At 54.6% G+C, this 24,306-nt stretch carries 15 protein-coding genes; 7 read left to right on the top strand and 8 right to left on the bottom strand.

Annotated features, from left to right (window positions below):
* Positions 1-16: 16 nt before the first annotated feature.
* From RIB44_07650 to RIB44_07685, 8 genes are all read right to left on the bottom strand, one after another.
* Entirely contained in the window at positions 17-757 is a 741-nt protein-coding gene (locus tag RIB44_07650; protein MEQ8616454.1) for a hypothetical protein, read from the bottom strand.
* Positions 758-899: 142 nt separating this feature from the next.
* On the bottom strand, positions 900-2,339 hold the full coding sequence (locus RIB44_07655) for a DUF1501 domain-containing protein (GenBank protein MEQ8616455.1): 1,440 nt from the start codon (positions 2,337-2,339) through the stop codon (positions 900-902).
* Between the two features lie 37 nt (positions 2,340-2,376).
* Positions 2,377-4,782, bottom strand: a complete 2,406-nt coding sequence (locus RIB44_07660; protein ID MEQ8616456.1) for a PSD1 and planctomycete cytochrome C domain-containing protein — start codon at positions 4,780-4,782, stop codon at positions 2,377-2,379.
* Between the two features lie 21 nt (positions 4,783-4,803).
* Complete coding sequence (locus RIB44_07665; GenBank protein ID MEQ8616457.1) at positions 4,804-5,640, bottom strand: GDSL-type esterase/lipase family protein; 837 nt, start codon at positions 5,638-5,640, stop codon at positions 4,804-4,806.
* The gene (locus tag RIB44_07670) at positions 5,637-8,921 is read right to left on the bottom strand and encodes a glycoside hydrolase (protein ID MEQ8616458.1); all 3,285 of its coding nucleotides are present in this window, start codon (positions 8,919-8,921) and stop codon (positions 5,637-5,639) included. The genes RIB44_07665 and RIB44_07670 overlap by 4 nt, the downstream gene beginning before the upstream one ends.
* A 58-nt stretch (positions 8,922-8,979) precedes the next feature.
* Positions 8,980-11,445 (bottom strand): sulfatase-like hydrolase/transferase, encoded by a 2,466-nt coding sequence (locus RIB44_07675; protein MEQ8616459.1) that lies wholly within the window; start codon positions 11,443-11,445, stop codon positions 8,980-8,982.
* Positions 11,446-11,473: 28 nt separating this feature from the next.
* The gene (locus RIB44_07680; protein ID MEQ8616460.1) at positions 11,474-13,162 is read right to left on the bottom strand and encodes a FecR domain-containing protein; all 1,689 of its coding nucleotides are present in this window, start codon (positions 13,160-13,162) and stop codon (positions 11,474-11,476) included.
* A gap of 51 nt (positions 13,163-13,213) precedes the next feature.
* Positions 13,214-13,747, bottom strand: coding sequence for a sigma-70 family RNA polymerase sigma factor (locus tag RIB44_07685; GenBank protein MEQ8616461.1), 534 nt, complete (start codon positions 13,745-13,747; stop codon positions 13,214-13,216).
* Positions 13,748-14,115: 368 nt separating this feature from the next.
* Between RIB44_07685 and RIB44_07690 the strand changes: the two genes are divergently transcribed.
* The 7 genes from RIB44_07690 (at position 14,116) to RIB44_07720 (ending at position 24,253) form a co-directional block, all read left to right on the top strand.
* On the top strand, positions 14,116-14,808 hold the full coding sequence (locus RIB44_07690) for a PEP-CTERM sorting domain-containing protein (GenBank protein MEQ8616462.1): 693 nt from the start codon (positions 14,116-14,118) through the stop codon (positions 14,806-14,808).
* A gap of 227 nt (positions 14,809-15,035) precedes the next feature.
* Entirely contained in the window at positions 15,036-15,962 is a 927-nt protein-coding gene (locus RIB44_07695) for a PEP-CTERM sorting domain-containing protein (GenBank protein MEQ8616463.1), read from the top strand.
* Positions 15,963-16,108: 146 nt separating this feature from the next.
* Positions 16,109-17,956 (top strand): hypothetical protein, encoded by a 1,848-nt coding sequence (locus tag RIB44_07700; protein ID MEQ8616464.1) that lies wholly within the window; start codon positions 16,109-16,111, stop codon positions 17,954-17,956.
* Between the two features lie 322 nt (positions 17,957-18,278).
* Complete coding sequence (locus RIB44_07705) at positions 18,279-20,393, top strand: pre-peptidase C-terminal domain-containing protein (protein MEQ8616465.1); 2,115 nt, start codon at positions 18,279-18,281, stop codon at positions 20,391-20,393.
* A 24-nt stretch (positions 20,394-20,417) separates the two neighbouring features.
* Entirely contained in the window at positions 20,418-21,476 is a 1,059-nt protein-coding gene (locus RIB44_07710) for a DUF1559 domain-containing protein (protein MEQ8616466.1), read from the top strand.
* Positions 21,477-21,974, top strand: a complete 498-nt coding sequence (locus RIB44_07715) for a hypothetical protein (protein MEQ8616467.1) — start codon at positions 21,477-21,479, stop codon at positions 21,972-21,974. It begins immediately after the preceding gene.
* A 23-nt stretch (positions 21,975-21,997) separates the two neighbouring features.
* Positions 21,998-24,253 carry a glycosyl hydrolase gene (locus RIB44_07720; protein MEQ8616468.1) on the top strand — a complete coding sequence of 752 codons (2,256 nt, stop codon included), beginning with the start codon at positions 21,998-22,000 and terminating at the stop codon, positions 24,251-24,253.
* Positions 24,254-24,306: the final 53 nt, after the last annotated feature.

The following is a 24,306-nucleotide window of genomic DNA, read 5'->3' on the forward strand; positions in this document are numbered from 1 at the left end:
GCACGGATTGAGCTACTCAGGTTATTGAGAGCTTGTGATTACTTAACGAGTTGTACAGAGCTTGGCATTGTTGGAGTAGTCGTTTGTGCTTGCTGGGAATTTCTCCGGTACGTGGCGAATAGGGCGAAAAGGTTGTGGATTCCGCTACGTTCGCATACCAAAACTTGGCCCAGACGCCGTCGGTCTCGTGAATCCCCGGCTTCCAGCGCAGCATTTCTTCGCGGAAAGGAACGGCAATCGACGCGCACAGTTTTTTGAGCATGCCAGGAGGATCCAGCAGCACATCCTTCGCATCAATCACCGCCGGGATGATGCCTTTCTGATTTCGAATTCGCTCGAAGAGGGCGACTTGTTGTGGCAGTCCGGTTTCTTCGATGGTTGGTTCGGGAATCTTTTGAATCAATGAGAGGAGCATCTCGCGGGGGTCGCGTATGAGAAACATGTTGATCATTTCATCTGCCCAGGAGAGAGAATAATCACCCACCAAATGGTGCGCCATCTGTTTTTGGTAGAGAATTTGATTGTTGTCAGGTAGTGAGCCAGTCAGCTGATCGACAACTTGTTGCCAATCCGATTCCTGCGTTGACAGCACTTCCTGGTAACCGGGGTGATGTGTGTAGCCGGTCGTCTTTAGATAGTAGGCGTAGAACGGCTCGTCGCACACAATCGTGTCGGGTCGACTACCCCACGAGCGCATGAGTGCTGTGGAAATATTGCGAGGGCCTGACCACATAGCAATGCGATGGACTTGGCTCATTGCCTGCCTTGGATCAGAGGATGGCGACGATACGTTGAGGCCGTTCAAAATATCAGCCGCAGGGCGTTAGCGTCCGGTTCTCTAGGCAACCGGGGGCTAACGCCCTGCGGCTGATGGATTATCGAAACTGCTTCTAGCACTTTTAACTGAGAATGTCTTTGACGACATGAGCCGGCTCGACACCCGTCAGCTTTTGGTCGAGTCCCAAGAAGGGGAAGGTCAGACGATTGTGGTCGATGCCAAGCTGATGCAAGATCGTTGCATTAAAGTCGCGGACATGCACGGGATTCTCGACGATGTTGTAGCTGAAGTCATCCGTCTGCCCGTAGGTCATGCCGCCACGAATGCCGCCACCCGCCATCCATGCCGTGAAGCAGCGCGGGTGATGGTCACGACCGTAGTCAGTCCGGGTGAGTTTGCCTTGGCAATAGGTGGTACGACCAAACTCGCCACTGAAAACCACGAGCGTATCTTCCAACATGCCCCGCTGTTTCAGGTCGGTCAGCAATGCTGCCGCGGGTTGGTCGACATCGTAGGCTTGGCCGCGCAGTTTGGGCGGCAAGCCTTTGTGGTGGTCCCAGCCGCGGTGGAACAATTGAATGAAGCGAACATCACGTTCAGCCATTCTCCGCGCGAGCAAACAGTTTCGCGCAAACGAGCCGCTCTTTTGAACTTCGGGACCATACAGTTCAAAGATGTGATCCGCCTCTTGCGAAAGGTCCGTCAATTCCGGAACGGAAGCCTGCATCCGGAACGCCATCTCTTGCTGCGATATCGTCGTTTGAATCTCTGGATCGCCTACCTCCTCGAGATGTTGGCGGTTCAGGTCCGTCACCAAGTCAAGCATCTTGTGGCGACTCTCTCGATTCACACCGGCGGGATTCGACAGGAAAAGGACCGGATCGCCAGAAGGTTGGAAGGAGACGCCTTGATGCTTCGAGGGCAGGAATCCCGACCCCCACAGGCGGCTGTAGAGTGCCTGCACATTGGCGCGGTCGCCGCTCCAGAATGCGGAACTGAGCACGACGAAATCGGGAAGATTCTCGTTGAGTCTTCCAAGTCCGTAGCTCAGCCACGACCCCATGCTTGCTTTGCCCGGGATTTCTGTCCCGGTGCAAATGAGCGTTTTCCCCGGGTCGTGATTGATCGCATCGGTGTGCATCGACTTGATGAAGCAAATGTCGTCAACCCGCTCGGACAGGTGCGGAAGCAGTTCGCTCATGCGGATGCCACTTTGGCCGGCAGGTGCGAACTTGAACATCGAGGGGGCAATGATCTGGTCCTGCCCGATTGTCATCGCAGTGACCCGTTGCCCCATGCTGACGCTTTTTGGCAGCGGCTGATTGAACTGCGACTGCAATTCGGGCTTCTCATCGAACATGTCGATTTGGCTGGGAGCGCCTGCCATGAAGAGGAAGATCACTCGCTTTGCTTTGGCGGGGAAGTGCAGACCGAGATTCGCTGCCTGTGCGTGACTGCCCGCAAACAGCGATCCCATTGCCGTTGCCCCTAACCCCATCGCTGAAGTCTTGAGGAACTGGCGTCGATGTTGGCGCTCGTTGAATTCTCGGATTGCGTTCATAACAAAGGAACCAAGGTTCGGCAGGAAAAGTTGTTGACTATTCCCGCGTTTTCGTTGTGTCGAGGTTCAAGATCGAATGGACGACCATCGTCCAAGCCGCCAGTTCACTGTGGTCCTCTGCGGACAAGGAAACTACCTGAAGGGCTTGCGAGTTTTTCTCAACAAGTTGTTTGGCTTCTTCCGCTTCTGATTGGTAAAAAGCGCGGAACCCATGCAGCCCGGCAATCAAACGCTCCCCTACTTCTGCATTGGGGGGATGAGCCGTGATGCTTTCATAAGCCAACGCGATGCGCTCCCGATCAGTGAGTTCCTGCTGGAGCAATCCCTGTGCATAGTGCGTAGCCGCAGCGAAAAACTGCTGCTCATTCATCAGCAGCAAAGCCTGCAACGGGGTATTCGTGCGTTCGCGACGCGCGATGCAGCTTTCTCGAGTTGGCGCATCGAAAATCGACATCTGAGGGGGAGGAATCGAGCGTTTCCAGAACGTGTAGACGCTACGGCGATAGATTTTCTCTCCGGAGTCAGGGTCGTACTTATTAGGATAGGAGCTCGGCATCGAAACAACTTCCCAGAGCCCCTCAGGCTGGGGCGGTTTAACGCTTCGTCCGTAGAGCTCGTCGTTGAGTAGCCCCGTCGTCGAGAAGATCTGGTCGCGAATCACTTCGGCGTCCAATCGGAATCGAGAGCCGCGGGAGAGTAGCCGATTCTCAGGGTCGTTGATGAATCGCTCGCGATCTGCGCGAGACGACTGTTGATAGGTCTTCGAGAGGACCATCTGCCGCATGAGCTTTTTGACGTCCCAACCCGACTCAACGAATTCAATCGTCAAATAATCAAGCAGCTTCGGGTGACTGGGGACTTGGCCTTGCGCGCCGAAATCCTCCGAAGTTTTCACGAGCCCCACGCCGAACAGTTGCTGCCAGAACCGATTGACGGCAACGCGAGCAGTGAGCGGGTGGTCCGGCTCAACTAGCCACTCCGCCAAGTCCATTCGCGTCTTCAAACCTTCCTGCTTTTTCATGGGTGGCAGGAAGCTGGGCGTATCTCGTTCGACCTGTTCACCAAGTTGGTCGTAGACCCCACGAAGCAGAATATGTGCGGGGCGAGGCTCCTCGCGTTCCTTCATCACAAGTGTTGCAGGAATCTGCTTGAGGAGTTCGTCACGGCTCGCCTTCAGACTTTCCAGTTTCTTCGCTAGTGCCCCGGCATCGCTCGTTGCGTTTTCCTGCTCATCAGTGAGGGAAGTCTGAAGCTGCTGCTTGTTCAGTTCGGCGATTTGCCGTTCGACTTTTTTGATCGCGGCCTCGAGCTCTTCCAACTGCTTCTCTTGCTCGGGAGAAGGAAGCTCAAGATAGGGCGGCTGCAAGCCGCGATAGAAATGAACCCCGTCTCTCCAGCCCGTCTCTGGTTCGCCATCAAAGTTGTTGAAGAAGGCGTAGAGCTGATAGAAATCTTTCTGGGTAATCGGATCGTACTTGTGGTCGTGGCAGACGGCACATTGCAGAGTGAGTCCCATGAAGGCGGTCCCCACCGCCGAGACGCGATCGACCACGTTGCGATTGAAGCTCTCCTCGGGTAGCGCAGTGCCTCGGTCAATGATAAGGTGCAGTCGATTGAAGCCTGAAGCAATCTGCTGATCAATCGTGGGCGACTCGAAGAGATCGCCGGCGACTTGATACTTGATGAATTCGTCCAACGGCAGGTTATCATTGAAGGCCCGGATGACCCAGTCGCGATAGGGCGTCATCTCGCGGTAGTGATCGTGATGCAGTCCGTTGGTGTCGGCGAAACGGACCAAATCAAGCCAATAACGCGCCATGTGCTCGCCGTAATGGGGCGAAGCGAGCAGTCGTTCCACAACCTGCTCGTAAGCATTCTCTGAATCATCGCTCAGGAATGCACGAAGCTCTGACAGCGTCGGGGGAAGCCCCGTCAAGTCGAAGGTGACACGCCGCAGGAGTGTCCTTTTGTCAGCACTCGCGGAAGGACGAAGCTCTTTTTTCTCTAACCGCTCAAGGACGAATTGATCGATCGGTTGTTCGCTCCAAGTCGAGGAAGCGACTTCGGGGACTTGTGGCGCGGCCGGCGGAACAAAAGCCCAATGCTCTTGATAGGGAGCACCTGCAGAAATCCAGCGTTTCAGCGTCTCAATCTGTTCGGGTTTGAGCGGTTTGTGGGCTTCAGGCGGGGGCATCACCTCGTATTCTTCCTTGGACGTGATGCGGGCGACAACCTCTTCGAGGTCGACATGCCCTGGCATATCGAGCCGAACACCTGCTTCCTGGTGATGTTCGTCCGGCCCGTGACATTGGAAGCAGTGATTCGAAAGAATCGGACGAACTTCTTGGTTAAAGTCGATCGTTTCCGCAGCCTGCGTCGTTACAGACAGAAGCAACGAAGTGGCGATAATAATCAGAAGTTGTAAAGCGTGACCGTTAGACATCGATTCTTTGTTGGTCTCGTTTCAGTGAGATACTTTGTTTGGGGAGGCCGTTCTGGCGGTAGCGGGCAAGACTTTTGCAGGCTCGAAGAACCACTTGGTGATCATGGGAACGACCATCTCGTGCCCTTTGCGATTGGGGTGGTTTCCCTGCGACATGACGGGGCCGAGTTGTTTTCCATCAGCGACATACCTCTGGAATACATCATAGCTGTCAGCCAGCGCAACACCATTCTTGGCGGCCAACGCCCGTACTTGTTCCGCATGTTGCGTGAGGGGATCGGATGGATCATTGAGCTTCGCTCGCTGGTCAGCCGTCGGTGTCAGCAGGATTACTTTCACCCCAGCCTCTTTCGCCTGAAGAATCATGCTCTCCCAAGCTTTTCGCGGCTGCTCCAAACCCAAGTGACGATCATTGAGCGAATAGTCGATGGCCACTACATCGGGGTTTTTGGCTAAGACGTCCTTTTCGAATCTTTGAGCACCTTTCACTGAGTTTTCACCACCGATTCCCGTGCGGATGATCTCGATGACGCTCGTTGGATATCGTTTCTGTAGAGCTACGTGTGATAAGTGGGGATAAGAATCGAACGGTCGCACCTGACCGGTGCGAAAATATCCGGTAGGGACACTATGGCCGTGAAAGACGATCGTAATTGTCCGATTCTTTGGCCATTTTTTCTGAAGTTCGCTAACGATCTCTTGCAGATAGGTTTGCGGATCGGCAACTCCTGTCACGTCTGACGGTGTTCCTTTGCAGGCACCCATTTCGGCTCCGCCGAACCAAGCGATGCTCAGAATCAGACCACATAGAAGTCGCTTTGCGTTGCGTCCTGCACTAGCCCGAGGTAACCAGATCATGACGCCCCTCCGCTTGTTCGGCGACGAGCGAAGAAACTGGCAATTGATCCCGCGACGAGTAACGCAAGTGTGCTAGGCTCGGGTACCGAAGCCAAGCTAGAGGGTACCGCCAGCTCAACGTAAACCACGCGACCAGTGACGGTGCCGAGAGCAGTCTCGCGGAACTGGAACTGTAAGTCCTGCGTGCCCCCAACGGTGTCGAAGAGGCCAGCCAATGACATCGTACTGCCGTCGGCCAACAGCAAGTCCCCAGTCGGATTTAACTCTGAGACCCGACCGGGGCTGGGAAAGGCCTCGATCCAATCAATGACACCTTGGTCATCAAGACTGTTCCAGCTAGTAAGCAAAGAGCCAGACTCTGAGCTGATCGAGTAAGAGTCAATCACGAAATCGAGGCCCGTCGTGTTTCGGATTTCAGCATCTCCGGTTGTTGGATCGACGACGAGTTCGAGTGTGTTGGATTGCGAGGTCGAATCCACTTTGCGTTGCCAAGTGAGAAAATCGCTCCCGGAGGCAACTCCATCCTGGTCCGCGTCGGAGCCGGTACCAAAACCGTAATCGGCGAGCCATTGATCACGGTCTTGGCCATCAATGCGGCTATCGCGCTTAAAGTCGACCAGATTCACCACTTCGACGATGACATCGCGTGAACTGGGATGAAACTCCCAAGCGAGTGTCTCTTCGCCCAGCTCCGGAAGATCGACACTGTTGAAGTCTTGCCCTGGGGACGTGAACCTCGCCACCGTATAAACGCTTCCCCAATGGGCCTGTTGACCCGCGGCAAGATTGACCTCGAGTGTGCCGTCCAAGGTAGCGTTTTCACCAATCGATACCGATGGCGTGAGGCTCGCCTCAACAGCCAAAGTGCCAGCTCCCATGTCGAAGCCGTCGGCAAGTTGAAGCTGCCCTGAACCAGTTTTCGTTAGGGTTGAACCGTTCAACGCAAGTGAACCATCAATCACTAACTTTGCTCCATCGACGGCCTGGAATTCTGTATCGCCGGCGAGCGATGTCGAAGCTGTGATCGTGTGAGTCCCGCTGCGAGTGTCCACCTTTGCCGGAGTCGACCCATCACCCAAGGTGAGTGTTCCGCTTCCCTCAAACTGATAGCCTGCTTCGCTATCAAGGGTTAATTCGTTGACGTTAACATTCGAGTCTACGGTGATGGTGCGCTTCACTGAATTCTCAGGCCCGAAGTAGGCGTTGCTGTTGTAGGTGGTTGCCGCGTCATCCTGCCAACGGGCCGATTGACTCCAAGCACCGTCGGAACCGCCTTGCCAAGCTCTTGCCCTGGGGACAAAACGCGTTTCTTGCAGGTAAGCGTTGTCGAGTTCGATTTGTCCGGTGCTGCCGGGGACGACTGTCCCAAAACGAACGACCGGACGGACGTAACGCGAGCCAGCAGGCGCTTGGACGGTAGCCGTGCGAAAGACTCGATAGTTGGCATCTTCCACATTGCTCTTGAGCGACTCCGCGAAATCGAGCACCGAGGAATGTGTAAGCGTTTGGCCATCAGCGCCATAGAATTCGAGCGCAATGTGCGCATCGGCACCGTACTGGCCAACTTCGTTTTCAAGTGCTGCATCAACGGAGAACTCGTACGCTTTCCCAGTGATGTCACGGAGAGCGTGACCGATTCCCTCCTGACGCAGCGAACCGGAATTGCCGGGGATGTGCGAGGCCAGCACCATTCCGCCACTCCCATCCTGGGTGTTGTCCACTGACGCATTGAAACTGACGTTACCGGAAGTCTGCCAACTACCGCTACCCGCGAAGGTGGCGTTCTGGATTAAGTTCGGGCGATGATGGGCCACAACCGTGGTGACCGCGTTGCCCGGCGAGTTGACCGTGATCTGGCTCCCGACCACGTTGCCCGGTCCGAGGCTCACGTAGTTGCCTGCTGCGTCGGTGCGAATGACACGAGTGAAGGTCGGCGTTTGATCAATCAAGTCATAGACATTCGTGTCGGCGGTGGTTTCGTCATTGGTAAACACCAACACGGTCGAATCCTGCCCGGGGTTGTAGGCAGCAACGGTCTCAATGTCGCTGTTGTTGAGGATTCTCGCTCCAGGTCGGATGTGCGATGAAAACTGCCGCATCACGTGATACTGCTTTCGCACAACGTAGGAACTGCCGTTGATGCCGTAGTCTGCCCACAGCAATCCCCAGCCGGCACCTGAAAGCGAGAGCGGCTCAACCGCCTGCCAGAACGTCCAACCGTTAACACCCATCGTGTTGATGTCGGCTGTAATCCGATTGGCAACGCCGATGCCACCCTGAAGGCCAGTCGTGGCGTTGTTACCGTACTCGCTGTTGTAGAGCGGAACGCCTTCTGTCGCGGCGATGTTTCTCAACTGTTGCAACGAACTTGTCGAATTGCCTCCGTAGGCGTGCGTGTTGATTTGCTTGATCAGGGACCGCGTCGTGCTGTTGTATTGATTGTAAGCCGAGACGGTGCTTGCAGCATTGAACTCATCGCCAACCGCGAGACCGGTACCTAGGCCTTTACTAGCGAGCATCTGTCCGACTTCCGTGTAGACCGCATTTTGGTTAGTGCCGGTCGAGACGTGCATGCCTTCCTGCTGGCCCCCCGCCTGCCACCAAGTCGCATCGGCTTCGTTGATGGGATTATGGGTGCCGAATTGAATGCCAAGATTATCGTTAAAGTGCTTCACGACCTCAGTTTGGTAGTGAGCCAGCGCATTGACGTTTGCGAGAGGCAGATTGTCGCCGCCCCCAACTGCGCCTGCGGAATCTAGACTGTTGGTCATCCAATAAGGAGCTGAGTACGAAACGGAATCCACCCGATGGACACCACGCGAGATCGCCGAGTTTAAGGTTTTTCGCTGACCAATATCTGCGTTCCAGTTCCAGTTCCAAGTATTGGAATCGGTCACGCTGGATGGGGCCGAAGGGACCCAGCCCGGCACAGCCGCACCAGGACGGAAGTTCCCAATCAGCGAGGGATTCTGCCCGCCACCAATGTTATAGCGAGCATAGTTGAAGCCCAAGCCGTTGGGGCCATCAAACAACAGGTCCATCACTTCGGTGTGAGCCGCGTCGTTGGACCAGATACCAAGGGAGTTGCCAAACCACGCCAGCGACGTTCCCCAAGACTCGAACTCCTGGTCTTGAAAAGCACTGCTGGTGCCGATATCGATTGCGGATGCTACGCGAGTGTTACCAAAGAACGTAACACAGCCAAGAAAGAGTAGGACCGCACTAGCCCGAAATCTTCTTTCAGGTGTCGGCCTCACTCGTTTTGATGTCGTTGATTGCATGACTTTCGCCTTCTCTCATCCTCGCCCCTGCAAAGCGCCGTTCCAAAGCGTGCAGGAGTTAGTTCCTCTTGTCGCCTCGCTGTCTCACAGACAACAACGACCATAAAAGGGCAACCCCAGAGGCCGCTGCTGTAGGCTCTGGCACAGCCGAGGTGTTACCAATCGCCGTGAAGCTACTTTGCCAGAGCAGGAAGTCTGAACTGTCGATTTCGTTGTCTAAGTTCGCGTCGCCGTCGGATTGCTCCGCACCCGTCGCGAGCCCGTAGTTGGTCTGCCATGTCGACAGGTCGGATTGGTTGACGGTTCCGTCAGCGTTGAAGTCCCCAGGCAATTCCAAGTCGATGGCAAAGCTGGCTACTTGAGCATTGGCTACATTCGCGGAAAAGCTACCCTGCGTGATCCCAAGCAGGATCTCATCGGGCAGATCCGAGCGTACGAACGTAGTATACTCGGACCAAACGGCTCCGTCGTTCGAAACAAACGCCAAAAAGGTATCTCCCTCGCGGGTTAGTCGGTAGTACCGATAGTCGCCCAGTTGATTGACTTCTTCGAGGCGCACCCCATCATCGATGTTGCGTGACTGGGCGAAGTCGTTCTCTCCCGTGCGATCTTGTTGTCCGATCCACAGAAAGTCTTGATCCAGCGAGTCAGGATCGGCTACCAGCATGGCCAGGACGTTGAAATTCTGACTATCCATGTCGGCTATCTCCATGACCGCTGAAAAATCGCCGCTAACTTTCTTGTAGAGGAAAGACGAATTGAAGTTGTTGGCGACAAAACGGCCATTACTGCTGATAGCGAGCGTCTCGCTACCAGAGGTACTGGCGAGGCTGGTTGATGCGTTGGGATTGAGTAGGCCGTCCCACTTCGTGTTGCCCACACCAGCCACTTGATAGTCGACCGTCTCATTGAAACGCTCGAGGAACATGGGGCCAGCCAAATTGAGATCGAGTGCCGGGGGAGCATCCACGGGGTTGTTCGTGTTGATGTCGATCGGCATCTGAGCATTGATGCCTACCAAGTGCTGCCGCAGTGCGGCACTCAGATCGTTTGCCACTTGGGGGTTGGCCAGTAAGACACTATCGCTTTCGCCTAGGTCGCTGGATAAATCGTAAAGTTCGTAGTGCGGATCATCGTAGAAGTAAATGAGCTTCCAATTGTCTTTGATCACCGAACTGACGAAGCTACCACCGCTGACGATGTCGCTTCCTGAGTCTTGTGGACTGGTGTGCGGATAGTGCCAAAACTGGTGTCCGCGATCAAAACTGCCACCTTCCAGGGCGGCTCGGAAGCTAGTTCCGTCCATATTCGCGTTTTGCGTCGCGTCTCCAGCAACCCCGGTGAGATCGAGCAGTGTGGGGTAAATGTCGTGAGAAGAACTGCGAGCAGTCGACGCCAGCCCTGAGTTGATCGCCGAGTTGCCGGTCCAACTAACAACCAAGGGGACCCGCGTACCGCCTTCGTAAAGACTTCCTTTTCCTGCCCTCAAGGGTGCATTGTCCGTGGCGAAGGTCTCAGAAGTGTCGAGCCCACCGTGATCGGAAGTGAACAAGATGATTGTGTTATCCCGAATGCTGTCCGAGGTGTTGCCATCGGCATTCGGGTCTTCCAAACGACTGACAAGCATCCCCAGCGACTCGTCCATCTTCTCAACCATCGCCGCGTAAGTTGCGTTGTTGTGGCCTTTGAGATCGACGTTTTGCTGTTCAAGCGTGTTGATCTTCGTCTGGTACTTGCTGACAAGTGAAGCCGGCGCCTGTAATGGCGTATGCACCAGATAATGTGACATCGTCAGAAAAAAGGGAGCAGGGGAGCCACCCTGCTGTGATTGGGTGATGTAGTCGCTGGCCTTCTCCGCAAGCGCGTCGGAGAGATACTTCGAAGAAGGGTATGTGCCCGGCGTGTCGAGGCCCGGCATCCCTGCCCACGCACCGTCGGAACCCGCGAAGAATCCACCGGCAAAACCGGGATTCCCAGAGGCGGTTCCGCCAACGTTTGAGTTAAATCCGTGGGCGAGCGGTGTCGTTCCAGGGTTGCCGGATTGACCGATGTGCCACTTGCCAAAGAACGCCGTATCGTAGCCGCCTGTTTTCAGAGCCTCGGCGAGTGTTACTTCCGAGGCCGCAAGATTCTGCGTCCAATTAGCGGGAGAGCGCACTCTTGTTCCTGTGGAAACGCCCGCTCCTATCCAATCGGTAATGCGTGTCTTGGCGGGGCTCTTACCCGTCATCAGTGAGGCACGGGTTGGCGAGCAAACTGGGGCCGAAGCGTAGGCGTTGGAAAATGTGACGCCGGCACTGGCCAAAGCGTTCAAGTTGGGCGTTTCGTAGACGGGGCTGCCGTTGGGATTCGTGGCCGACGCCTGCCAGTCCGTCCAGCCCATGTCGTCGACGAAGAAAAGAACAACATTAGGTTCCGTTTCCCCAAGCAACGTTGACGGCAAGCTAATAGCAAGCAGAAGCATCCAAGCGAGTGTTGAATACTTCAGCAAGATTCCGAGGCTATTAATCTCATGCTTCATCATACGTGACTTTGCCCAATGGTTCTGTTAACTAGAGCGATGCCTGGGCTTGCCCATCGGACTGATAGCGATCCTTCAAGTACTCAATGACCGCTTCGCGTTGTTCTTCCTCCAGCGCACTGTCATAAATCAGCACTTCGTAAATATCACCCCGATAGAAACGATAAACGTTCTCCTCCTTGCCGTGCCCGCCGATAGTGCGAGATGAGGTCGTCTTCGGTTTGAGCGGGGCGGGGACGAAGCCCGAGCTGTGTCCGTTCACCCATAGTTCTGCTTGATTATTGTCGAGGTCGTAACGGTAGCAGAAAACTTGCGGCTGTCCTGGAACGAACTGCTGGTCAAACAACACTCCAGTCGTAATTTCTTTACCGAACGCGTTTGCGGCCCAGAGGCCGGAATAGATGTAGTGATCGTGGCTCAAAGACATTTCAATCGTCGGAGCCTGACCACCGAAGTTAAGAAGCTGTCCCCCATGCACCTTATTGATCTGTCCCTTATCCGACGGGACGCAGGCCACGTAGATCGTCACTTGATTGCCAGTGGAAAATTCATCAGTCGTCAGACGCGTCGACTTCCCGTTGAAGCGGATCGCCGGACGACCGAACCCGGCGTCTGGCACCCAGAGCGGTTGAGCTTCTTCGTCAAATTGGCAGGCGTCGTTGCTCATTTGGTTGTCGCCAATGCATACGTCTCGCCACGCGCTGACATAACCCTGCCTGCGGCTCACCAAGAGGTCGGCAGCCACCCAAAACTTCAGCGAGTCAGTCACTGGCAGCGGAGGCAACTCTTCGGCGGTCAGCTTGGGAGTGATCTGACGGGCGAAACGACCGGGGTCGGCGGTTATCCGTTCTGCTTTGCCGACTTGTAGGTCAAATCGTAAGGCTTCAAGTTTGCTAGCTTGGATCGCCTCGCCATGCGGTTCGCCTCCGACGCTGCGTTGCCTAGCGACAACTTCGCCTTCGAGAACGTGAAGCTCGGTCGCACCATCATCTCTGACGTCCAGGGCAAACTCGGTTCCCAGGTCAACAACTTCGGCACTAGGAGTCATCACGGTGTAGCCGCGAGCTGATTCGGAAACCACGGCAGAGAGCTTGCCACGCTCTAGGCGAGCCTGCATGCTCGACATCGGAACGAAACGTGCCGGGCCCTGGACAATGACCTTGGCACCACTGTCGAAGGTTAGTTGCAAGAGGCCAGCAGCAAGCTCGACCTGCTCGCCAGGGGTCACCACACTTCCGAACTGAAAAGCTGTTTGGCCCTCTTCCCACTGGCAATCTACCAAGCCGGTTATACGAGCAACTCGATCAGCCTGCTCAGCCTCCGTCGGTTCTTCGTTAGCTTGCGATTTCGCAATCTGGCTGGAAGAAGCCGTGCTATCAAGCGCGGGCTTGTTCGCAAACGTCATCCAAACAAGTAGGATCGAAGCAGCTAATGCAAAGAGGCTGAACAAGTTGATGCCTTGTGCCACTCGACTCCATGGAGAAACGTGAATCATCCCAGCGACCGCCTTTTCTCGGTCGTCGGCTGTCACTTCGGCTTCGTCAGGGGCGGTAACCCACTGCAAGCTCGCGTGCATATCCTTGTAATCGACGTAAGTATTTACGGCTTCGGTGTCTTCTCGAAGCCAGTTGTCGAGCTGCTCGACCGCGGCATCATCGCTTTGCCCGTTGCACTGGGCATCGACCAGCTTAATCAAATTGTCGGGGGTTCTCGGTTTCATTTTCGTTTGAGACTCTGAATCAAGAGTGTGTTTCTTGTTATTCACTCACTCTCATTGTGCAAGTCTTTGCTCAATACATTTGTGAAGCGAGATACGAATTCGCTGAAGTAGTTTGTAAACGCTTGCTGTGGTCTGTTGGTTCTTTTTGGCAATGTGCTTCACGTCTTGTTTCTGCCAGTAATAGTCGTGAAGCAAATCGCGTTTCGCTGCTGGAAGCTTCTCCAAGCAGCGTCTTAAGGCGGTCTGTCGATCACCCAACTCGTACGATTCTTGTTTGTGCAGCCACGCTGAAGAGATAAGCTCGATCACTTCTTCGCTCAGCTGCTTCGATTTCGATGCCCGTTTTCGGCGATGATTTAGCACCTTATAAAACGCCACTTTGCATCCCCAGGCTACAAAGCGGTCGATGTTGGGCTCACCCTCTTGTGTTGCTAGGAATTCATCGAACTTCTCCCAGATCACGATGCTTGTCTCCTGCATCAGCTCCTCGGCATCCTCGACCGTAGGTAGGAGCGTGATGAGGTAGCCGAGAAACTTCCGCTCCGCGGCGACAAATAGCTTGATGAACTGGGTTTCCTTGCTCATTGCTCGCCGTCCTGAATGACTCGCCTCAACTCAACAGCACAATTGCTAGTAGGAGAGAGTGCATGAAATCCGCAAATCTCTACCATCAATGTGTTTGCGCTGGCCAACCGCATGGAACGCATACAATTTCGGTGGGCCAATTTACCTAGGAAAATTAGCTTTCTCGCATATTTAGTGTCCAATTGCGACCAACTTGGACACATTTCATATAGGAATCGTGTAGAACGAATCGCCCGCTGTGGCGACGTTCAAGGACTTTGATTTCCGATGACACGCCTTGGATGAGTTCAAGAGACCTATTTCTATTCTATTTCTTTTCAGCAAACTTAAGTTCACTTTTACTTTTCAGTTTTCGAGGGAGGGTTCTAATGAGAATTGGTATGAAGTTACTAGCTGTGTTCTGTGCCGTGTTCACGGCAACACATCTTGCCCAAGCGGCAACCGTCACACTTAGTCCGACAGACATTCATGGGAACGATACAAACACGGCATCATTCAGCAACGGTGATTTGACTTTGACGCCATTTATCGGCGCGACTCAGGACACGTTTAATGGCAATCCCACTCGTCTCGGCCTCGACAACGCCGGCACGAACAACAACGCCTTTAACGATCCTGACACAGACCCTAACAATGGCAATGAGGAGATCCTGGAATTCATCTTCTCTCCCCTTGCCGGTCTGTCACAGATTGTTTGGGACTTTTCTCGAGCCGATGGCCCAGGACCCGACGACGCGGTCACGATCTCTGGGTTTGTATCAGACCCTGGTGCCACGATCACTCCTGGCGTGAGTGTCACAAACCCCAACACCGTGTCCTTCAGCGGCGGGGTGCTAAGTCTCGACATCACTGGGCAGAATTTCGGTGGAGCGCTCGATTCGGTAACCCTGGCCAACCCAGGTGCTAGTGCTGGACAAACCTTGATTCTCAAGGTGACTGACACCACGCAAGGTGGCGCTCAACTGGCGATTCGCTCGATTAGTTATGAGACCATTCCAGAACCAACTTCGCTGGTTCTGTTTGGTTTGGCGGGAATCTGCATGATTTCTCGCCGTAGATAGTCATTTCGGATCTCCCTCACTCCAGTCGGATGCACGCCTCTGGAGTGGGGCCTTATTTAATTTTTCGTTCACACACAACTCAAACAATTGATTCGCTCGGTTCCTCAAAGCTACCGCGAATCAGCCGGCGGACGGGTCCTGGGGCAGGGACTCGTGCCGACCCGGCAGTTCGAGGGCTACTTCCCCCAGTCAATTTTGACGCATTCAAATTCGACGGAGAATCAGAGATGAAAGTTAAGTTTCACGCACTTCTAGTGGCAGCTACGTTCGGACTATTCGCTGCCTGTACAACACAAATTGCATCTGCCCTCACCTTTGGTCCTGCAGATATTTTCACGGGAGATACTGATTTCAGTTCCACGGGCATTCTCGTCGAGCCGGTCTCACCTGCCGCGACTCCAGAGTTTGGTTCCAACGGTGGGTGCTGCCTCGGCGTGGTGGGTGGTGGAAACGACAATTCCATCAACAACCCTGACGGGCTTGCTGGCGGCGGCGACGACGAGGGGCTGAAGTTCACTTTTAGTGGTGGCTACGCACTGACACAATTAGATGTCATTTTTACTCGCGGCGACATCCTACTCTCAGGCTTCACAGCGAATCCACTAGCTAGCTTTGCCGATGGAGCCACCGGCGATCCGGTCACAGGCGGCGGCTTCTTCACGGTTTGGGATGGGGCTAACAGTACACTGACGATCTCTCACGCATGGCGTGGTGGTAATACCACCGAAATCGCTTTCGCCAATGCCGGAGCCTCAACGGATCAAGTCATTGATCTCGCCTTCGTTGACCCCGACCAGACAGCCCCTGCGCTTTCACTGATTGGAGTTGAGTGGGACATTGCTTCCCCAATTGTCGCAGGTGACGTTGACGGCGACGGAGATGTCGACCTCGTTGAAACCGACGGCGACATGATCAGCGACTTCGACATCATCCGCGACAATTGGTTCAACGCGACATCGCTCCGCGAAGAAGGCGACCTGAACGCTGATGGCATCGTTGATTTCAGCGATTTTGGTGAGTGGAAGGATGCTTTCGGAATGCCAATCGTTGGGAGCATCACAGCAGGCTTCCGTGTTGTCCCAGAACCAAGCAGCGTCCTACTGATGGGACTAGCCATGGTTGGCCTGGGCATACGGAATCGCCGTCACGGCTAGTCAGCTTTCTGTAGCAATCAGGTCGCCGCTTCTAGTTACGGGAGCAGGCCTCACCTTCTTGCTGCAATGCTAAGGCTCGAAGTTATTCGTGAAGGCAATAGTACCTGATCACACCAAACAAATAGCTACCTTGAAAGGTATTACCTGTGAATATTCATCATCTTACTCGCTTGGCGATTGTGCTTGCATTGGGAGCAATACTCTCCCACATGCCAGCAGCCGTCGCCCAAGTTGATTCAGTCTGGATCGGCAGCTCTGGCGTTCCGCTCGATTGGAATGGCAGCACTTGGACCCCGACTGGCACTCCTCCAGATGTCGCCTCGGATCAAATCGGCGTTATCAACAATGGCGGCGTTGCCTTCCTCGACTCCGCAGCCTCTGCCACGGCTGGGGGGCTTATTCTAGGACGTTTCGACGACCCTTCTGGAGGCACCGGCGCTCTGGAAATTCGCAGCGGCGGCTCGCTGATCCTGCAAGACAACGGGACGACCAATGGAAATATTTCCGTCGGTACAAACGCTGGTGGCGGTATTGCCGGCACGCTCGACATCTTGCCCGGCGGCTCCTTGACGGCCGACACGCTCATCCATCAGCAGGCCGCGTCGAACGTCAACCTGGGGGGGACTACCGCAGGCACAGCAACTCTGAGCCTTAACTCAGCTCTGGTTGACGGAACGCTCTCTCTGACGGGTCCTAATGTCAACTTCACGACGAATTCTTACCAGATGTTCGGTGCCTCGACCTTGCGTGCCGTGATTACGGGAGCAACACACTCGGCGATTAACGTCAATGGGACAGCAATTCTGAATGGACGTGCCCAAGTTGATTTCTCGGGCTTTTCGCCGAGCGTCGGAGATTCTTGGACACTGATCGATGCAGGTGCCGTGGTAGGAAACTTCGCCAACCAGGCTATCGAAACCAATGCGTCACTAAATACTGGTGAGGCTTTCGTCGCGTCGCGTTCCAACGGTCAGTTGAATGTTTCTCTTGAACGAGTGCTCACCTTGCAGGTGGATCTCAGTAACGGCGGCATGACCTTCGTGAATGAAGGCTCCACTACACTCGGCTTCGATGCGTACAGCATTCGTTCCGCGTCGGGGGTCTTCAATGTGGCTAACTGGAATAGCATGGCCACGAACGGCTTCCCTGACTTCCAAGAAGCAAATCCTTCCGCGAACCAACTCGGTGAGATTAATCCCTCGAGCGCGGCATCGTTTGCCTCATCCGCTCAGCAGTCGCTGGGGACTCCTCTTGATGTCAATGCGATTGCTTTTCAAGCACCTGTCTACGATGGTTCCGACCTTGGTTTCAGTTACCGTCGAGACACTGACGGAGCAACGATTGCCGGCATCATCGAAGTCATTGGCACGCCTCGGCAGAATGATCTCATCCTGTCGATCGATCCGACGACTGGCAATGCTACGATTACGAATGACTCGTACCAGACCATTGCAATCGATTCTTACGCGATCGAATCAGCATCCAACTCATTGCTGACTAGTTGGGATAGTCTCGAGGACCAGGGTGGCAACGATTGGCAAGAAGCTTCGCCAACGGTCGGTCGACTCTCCGAGTTGCTTCCTGTCGGTCAGCTCACGCTAAATCCCGACGAGACGATCCAACTCGACGGGCTCTGGAACACGAGCGGATTGCAAGACGTTGATGACCTGACCTTCCAGTTCCGTGAGGTCGGCCAAGCTCTGGGAACGCTCACCGGCACCGTTGAATTCTTAGGTTCCGGCCTTACCGCCGACTTCGACAACGACGGCGACGTTGACGCTAACGACCTTGCCCAGTGGCAAGGTGACTATGGCGTGAACGGCGACTCCGACGCCAATGGAGATAGCAGCAGCGATGGATTTGATTTCCTCGCTTGGCAGCAGCAGTTCACGGGACCCTCCGCAGTTGCTTCTGCAGGAGCTGTCCCCGAGCCGATGTCCGCCACTCTTCTACTTGTAGGCATGTTTGCCTTTGTGGGTAGAAAGAAGCATTGATCTCAACAGAGTTGTTAAGCGAGTTCTCCTAAGCGGGGCTCTCCTCTTGGCGAATGTGCCAAGGGAGAGCCCTGTTGAGAAAAAGAAGAAGCGAAGAAGCATTGTTCGCTGGAGAAGAGGTAAACAGCCGGCGAACCTCGGAACAGTTATAGGCACCCTATTTCATTGACGTAGAATCAGTCTCTTGTTTGAAACCACAGCTAATCAACTGAGGAACAATGACGCCGTTTGCAATCGCGTCGGGCTCCATCGCGTAATCCGCCTAGCATTTTTTACTGTGTTGGTTGCATTCGGATTCGCAAACCTTGTAATCTCTCCGGCGATGGCCTTCGACATCGTAAACCGCTGGACGAATACACAGACCGATGGGGCAGGGATCAACCGAGGGGACGCAATTACCCTAACCTGGAGTTTCGTGCCCGACGGAGAAGACTACTCACGGGCACTCAACAGTGAACTGATCGATTACCTCGATGATGGCTGGAACGTGGCAGCAATCGACCGAGTCCCTGACCTCACAAATCGCCCCTGGTGGTCAGTTTTCGAGACGGCTTACGACCAATACAACCGCGTCTCAGGAATCACGCTGGCCTATGTTGCTGAGCAGGATTCCGGAGGCAACGACACGGGCCAGTTTGGCGACATTCGGATAGGCGGCGCGGTGATCCCCGAAACGAACAGCAACATCCTGGCAGATAACGCTTTTCCGAATAATGGCGACATGCGGATCGACACTCGACGGGTCAATGGCAACGCCGATTTCTTTCACGTGAATACGCCTCAGCTACGCAACTTAGTTTCACACGAAACGGGGCACGGCGTGGGACTCGGTCACTCCGACATCATCAGTGGTGCCAACGCGGTGATGGAAACGCCACTCGAGTCGAACTTCTTCGCTCTCCAATTCGACGATATCTACGCGTTGAACCGTTCTTATGGTGATCCGCTCGAAAAGAATGGCGGCAACGACTCGTTTGCAACAGCTTCTACCTTGGGATCCCTGAGTATTAATGACTCAGTAGTCATCGGAACCTCTGCTGACGATGCTGTTGTAGAACAAAACGATAGCGATTGGGTCGGACTCGACGGCGGAAACGACATTGATTGGTTCCGCTTCACACTTACCGAGCCCGCTGCGGTGAACATTAACCTACGGCCTCAAGGCCCCACCTATGAAACACAGCAGCAGGGCGTTTTCAACGCTCAAGCCCAGAGCAACCTGAGCTTCAGCTTGTACAGTTCCGGCGGCAACTTCCTGACGGCGGTGGATAGCCAGAGCATTGGAGAAGCGGAACAACTCATCGGTTTCACTCTGCCAGCCGCTGGCGATTACTTGGTGCGTGTCGATAGCCTTGAAGATCAGAACCAGTTCTACGAGCTCGACATCGCGACTACGCGGCAGGTTACCTTACAAGTCAATCAATCGACGGGAGACCTGACATTAACCTCACCGGTGGCCAGCGTTGAGATTGATGCCTACACGATCACTTCCACTGCGGGGCGACTCGACGCCGCCAACTGGCAGAGCCTTGAAGACCAACAGACCGCCGGCTGGTCGGAAGTTCCGGCCAGTAGCAATCTGTTGGGAGAACTCCAGGCCACGGGCACCACGGCAGTATCCCCTACTTCATCGTTTACCATCGAACAAGGCTATCAGACGAGCCTGGCTGGCTTGCCTTTCGGCACGAGCCCTGAGCGAGACGTAGTCTTTCAATATCGCAATGCGACGACAGGCGAAACCGAACAGGCGATCGTTGTGTACGTAGGTGATGCACGTGAAAATAATCTTGTGCTGCGAATCGATCCCACAACGGGTGACGCTCGCATTACCAATGAATCAGATACGATCATCAACATTGATTCCTATTCAGTCGCCTCCGACGGCGAGCATCTTCTGATCGACTGGGAAAGCCTCAGCGACCAGCAAGAAGCTGGCTGGAGCGAAGCGTCCCCCACCGCGGCGCGGTTGTCTGAGCTCAATCCCACCGGAGCAATGACGCTCAACCCGGACGATTTCTTTAGTTTGGCAGGGCTTTGGGACATAGCCGGACTCGAAGACATTTCCGACTTAAGTTTTCTCTTCCGCGACACGACCCTTGGCACTTTTGAGGGGGTCATCGAATTCGGCACTTTAACCGCCAGCTTTGCCGCTGACTTTGACAACGACGGCGATGTTGACCGAGACGATCTTGCCCAATGGCGTGGCGACTACGGATTGAACGAAAACTCAGACGCCAACGACGATGGGCTAAGCAATGGTCTTGATTTTCTATCATGGCAAAACGAATTTGGCAGCGGCAATTCGCAGGTGGCTGCCTCGACGAGTGTCCCCGAGCCAACAGCATCCAGCCTTTTTCTACTTCTAATCCTCATTGGTGCCGCAGGACGTCGTCCATCGCAGCGACCCAATGACATCCGGCAGTCCACGATCGTGTGACTCGATTTTTGAAGGAGATTCAAAATGAACTACTCCCATCCTTCTCAAAACTCCCATAAGCAATCCCGTCAGGGCTTCACGCTTGTCGAACTGCTTGTGGTGATTGCGATTATCGGCGTGCTTGTCGGTCTGCTTCTGCCAGCCGTCCAAGCAGCGCGTGAAGCGGCCCGTCGCTCACAGTGCCAGAATCAGATGAGACAGATCGGTCTCGCTTTGCAGAGCTACCACGATGCTAACGGGCAACTACCGGCTGGTGAGTTCTGGGTTCAGGATGCGAATCGTTTGCCTAATCCTGGTATTCCCGGCTGGGGTTGGTTGCCGAAGATCATGCCCTATATGGAGCAGGGACCTCTTATGGATACGGCTGACATGCGTTACGCGGCTACTCGGCGAAGCGTATCACTAGGAATCTATAACCGTGATGTGATCAAAACGGATGTTCCCGGGATGCTATGCCCGTCAAATCCGTTCCGTGGAGAAGTGACTGAGAACGAGGGCTTTGCCGCGTTGGCAAGTACGGCATCACAAATCGCCGAAGCAGATTACGCTGCTTGCATTGGCGATTACAAGAACGGCGGTGGGGCCGGTGATGGTCTAGACACAACCATTGACGAGGATGGCGATGGCTTGCCCGATTATCCAGCGTTTGGAAATGTCTTTGGCCCCGGATTCAATGGCCCGGACTACCCCAGTCGTCACCCGACTCGTGGCGTCATCAACCGGTTTGGTTGGGCCGCCGAATTCCGCCAGATTCCTGATGGACTCTCGAACACGTTTGCTGTTGGGGAGTGCATCGGTGCTTGGTGCTTGACGCAGAACTTTGGAACCCAGTCGATTTCTACCACAGCTCAACCGATCAACCATCTCAATAGTTTCTACGCCTCGAATTACGATAACTGGCCGACCAATGCGAATCCACAATGGGCCGACGCGATTGCTTTCCGCAGCTTGCATCCGGGCGGGGCACACTTCATTATGTGTGATGCGTCCGTGCATTTCGTATCCGAGAATATCGATCATGCCTCGTATCGCGCATTTGCTTCACGCGATGGGGGCGATATTTCCCAGGAAGGGCTTCAATAAATGGAATTCGCAAAGTCTTATCTGAAATACTTCTCTCTCTTCGTACTGGGGGCATCGTCGCTCGGCTGCAGCGGGTCCGACCAGCTGGAGAGAGGGGAAGTCACAGGGATGGTGACTCTCGATGGCAAACCGCTTGACAGTGGGCGGATCATCTTTCGCCCGGTGAAAGGTCGTGCTGGGAGAGGCGAGGTCCGAGACGGTAAGATTATTTCGACCGGCACTTACGACATGGACGATGGCATCGTGCTCGGCACTCACAAGATTGCAGTCCAGCCGATTGTCAAAGATGCCCCGATTACCATAGATCGCATGGCCGAGGAAGTTGATGATGAGAAACCCAAAAAACGTCGTAGTCGAGTCGAGAAACCGAGCTATGCGGCGTTACCTTCGACAAACGTGAAAATCCCTAGACGTTACCACAACCCAGATACCTCTGGCTTTACGAAGGAAATCGTTGCGGGTGAGAACACTCTCGAATTGAAGCTTACGAGCCAATGAGTTTTTGCAGGTTCTTTGCTATCGTGAGCCTTTTCGTAGGCACTTGCGTCCAAGTGTCGAGCCCGTGCACAGCCGGTTCCCCGAAACGGGGTTTTGCTGGCGGCGGCATCGACAACACGTTGGCAACCAACGCGGGGTGGTTCTACCATTGGGGCCTCGACAAACCAGTTGCGGAGTACGACGCGAACTTCGTCCCCATGTTCTGGGGCGACGGATCGGTGACGACCGCCAACATCAACAAGGTGCTTGGCTACGGCGATACGACGCACGTCCTGGGCTTCAACGAACCCGAAAGAAGCAATCAGGCCAATATGACCGTCGCCAATGCGATCAGCCGTTGGCAAACGCTTGAAGCGGGCTTTGCGGGGTCAGGAATCAAACTCGTCAGCCCAGCAGTTTCTGACAATGGGGCGGGGCAGCAGTGGCTCGCCAACTTCATGAATCAGGCTGACAACCTCGGCTTGCAGGTCGATGCCGTTGCGTTCCATTGGTACGGGGTGAACAACCCCAACAATCCGGTGGGAGCGGCCAATCAATTCTTGAATCGTGTGGATTCCTATCACAATACCTACAACAAACCCGTCTGGATCACCGAGTTCGCGATCCACGATTGGGGCGGTAACTACTCCGATCAGGCGATCAGGGAAGCGAATCAGATATTCCTCGAAAATGTCATCCCCGGCCTCGAAGCACGTAACTACGTCGAGGGGTACAGCTTCTACCAATGGTTTAGCGATGCCATGCTGGTCGAAGGCCCCGACAAGCTGCCAACGATTGTTGGCGACGCATACATCCCAAGTATCGGCGTTGGCGACACGTTCGATCTGGCCGGTCAAAGCCAAGGGGATGATCGGCTTTACCTCAAGGGCGGCACGGTTGTGAATTCCGGCAGCGTCGTAAACAACGCGGTCCGCTACTTGGATGCCATTTCAGGCACCAGCAGTTTGAGCGGTACAAGCAACTGGGGAATCACGGGTGAGGGAACCGTTCAGGTGCGTAGCGGAGCAACCCTACGAAAAACGGGAACGAACGAATTGCTGATTCGTGGCAAACAGGTTATCAACAATGGCATACTCGAAGTGGCTGATGGTTCCCTCTGGCTCAACCGCGAAACTACGATCACCGGGACCGGATCGATGAGCCTCAAGCCAAACGGGATTCTCACTCTTGGCACGACATTTGACCAAGGTGGTATCGCACTCGCGCAGCCGCTCGACTTGCGTGGTGGGACGATCCACAGCAACGCGGTGCAAGCCGGTACACATCGCATGGATAATGTAGGGTTTCTACATGCAACCACAACTTTTAAGGGCGACGGGCACTTTACCGCCAATGGACCTTTGTTTGCCGCTGCGGGTGCTGGTAGTAGCGGCATCGTAAAGCAAGGGTCCGGCGAACTGACGCTCAACGCGGCAAACACGTTTCAAGGAACAACGACTGTCGCTGACGGGAAGCTCACACTCGGTGCCAACGGATCGATCGCGAATTCGCCGACCATTGAAATCGAGTCTTCTGCAACTTTTGACGTAACCAGTCGCAGCAACGGTTACGAATTGCAAGGGCAGTCGCTGCTACTACAAGGTCAAGTCGAGGGTGCGCTACAAGCAGACGATGGCTCGATCATTACCGTGACAGACAGCGGCAGTCTTATCACGGGAGACCTCAGCATTGCGGATGCAACTTTGTCTATCGGTGGAGTTGGATTTAACGAAATGTCGCCGACCCCACAGTCGACCACGATGAACCTTCAGGGAAACTACACACAGAATACCGAAGGCTTGTTGCAGGTTGATTTGCTCGATCCCTCGCAACACGATCAACTCAGCGTGTCCGACAGTGCTGTTCTCGGGGGGACTCTTGAGGTCCAAGCGATTCAGGGTTTTGACGCTGATTTTGGCGACCTCTTCACGATCGTGACAGCCGACGCCGGCATTTCCGGCGAGTTTGACTCGCTTGTGCTGCCTGACTTGTCTCCAGAAAAAGTGTTTCTCATCGAGTACGGTGAAACGGAAGTGACGCTCGCGGTCGCCGGTTCGCCTGCCGACTTCGATCTTGACGGAGACGTTGACGGAGACGACCTCAGCCTGTGGCAGACTGAATTCGGCACCCAAGCCGGAGGAGGTTTTCTCGAATGGCAACGCGAGCTCGCGATGGGGCCAAATGCTACCTCCTATTTACAATCCGTGCCGGAGCCACATTCCTTGCTTTGCTCGTTGCTGTTTATGTCCTTCATACTTACCCAACGCCAATCGAGTAGCTTGCTTCACGAGGCTCGTTAAGGCGTTTTCAAAGTTGGGTACGTACTTCTTTTCGCGACACCGATTGCGAATGC

Source organism: Lacipirellulaceae bacterium, assembly GCA_040218535.1.
Lineage (GTDB): Bacteria > Planctomycetota > Planctomycetia > Pirellulales > Lacipirellulaceae > Adhaeretor.

Bases quoted from the DNA above. Each gene is read 5' to 3' on its own strand.
- RIB44_07650 (MEQ8616454.1), bottom strand. From the start codon at position 757: ATGAGCCAAGTCCATCGCATTGCTATGTGGTCAGGCCCTCGCAATATT.
- RIB44_07655 (MEQ8616455.1), bottom strand. From the start codon at position 2,339: ATGAACGCAATCCGAGAATTCAACGAGCGCCAACATCGACGCCAGTTC.
- RIB44_07660 (MEQ8616456.1), bottom strand. From the start codon at position 4,782: ATGTCTAACGGTCACGCTTTACAACTTCTGATTATTATCGCCACTTCG.
- RIB44_07665 (MEQ8616457.1), bottom strand. From the start codon at position 5,640: ATGATCTGGTTACCTCGGGCTAGTGCAGGACGCAACGCAAAGCGACTT.
- RIB44_07670 (MEQ8616458.1), bottom strand. From the start codon at position 8,921: ATGCAATCAACGACATCAAAACGAGTGAGGCCGACACCTGAAAGAAGA.
- RIB44_07675 (MEQ8616459.1), bottom strand. From the start codon at position 11,445: ATGATGAAGCATGAGATTAATAGCCTCGGAATCTTGCTGAAGTATTCA.
- RIB44_07680 (MEQ8616460.1), bottom strand. From the start codon at position 13,162: ATGAAACCGAGAACCCCCGACAATTTGATTAAGCTGGTCGATGCCCAG.
- RIB44_07685 (MEQ8616461.1), bottom strand. From the start codon at position 13,747: ATGAGCAAGGAAACCCAGTTCATCAAGCTATTTGTCGCCGCGGAGCGG.
- RIB44_07690 (MEQ8616462.1), top strand. From the start codon at position 14,116: ATGAGAATTGGTATGAAGTTACTAGCTGTGTTCTGTGCCGTGTTCACG.
- RIB44_07695 (MEQ8616463.1), top strand. From the start codon at position 15,036: ATGAAAGTTAAGTTTCACGCACTTCTAGTGGCAGCTACGTTCGGACTA.
- RIB44_07705 (MEQ8616465.1), top strand. From the start codon at position 18,279: ATGGCCTTCGACATCGTAAACCGCTGGACGAATACACAGACCGATGGG.
- RIB44_07710 (MEQ8616466.1), top strand. From the start codon at position 20,418: ATGAACTACTCCCATCCTTCTCAAAACTCCCATAAGCAATCCCGTCAG.
- RIB44_07715 (MEQ8616467.1), top strand. From the start codon at position 21,477: ATGGAATTCGCAAAGTCTTATCTGAAATACTTCTCTCTCTTCGTACTG.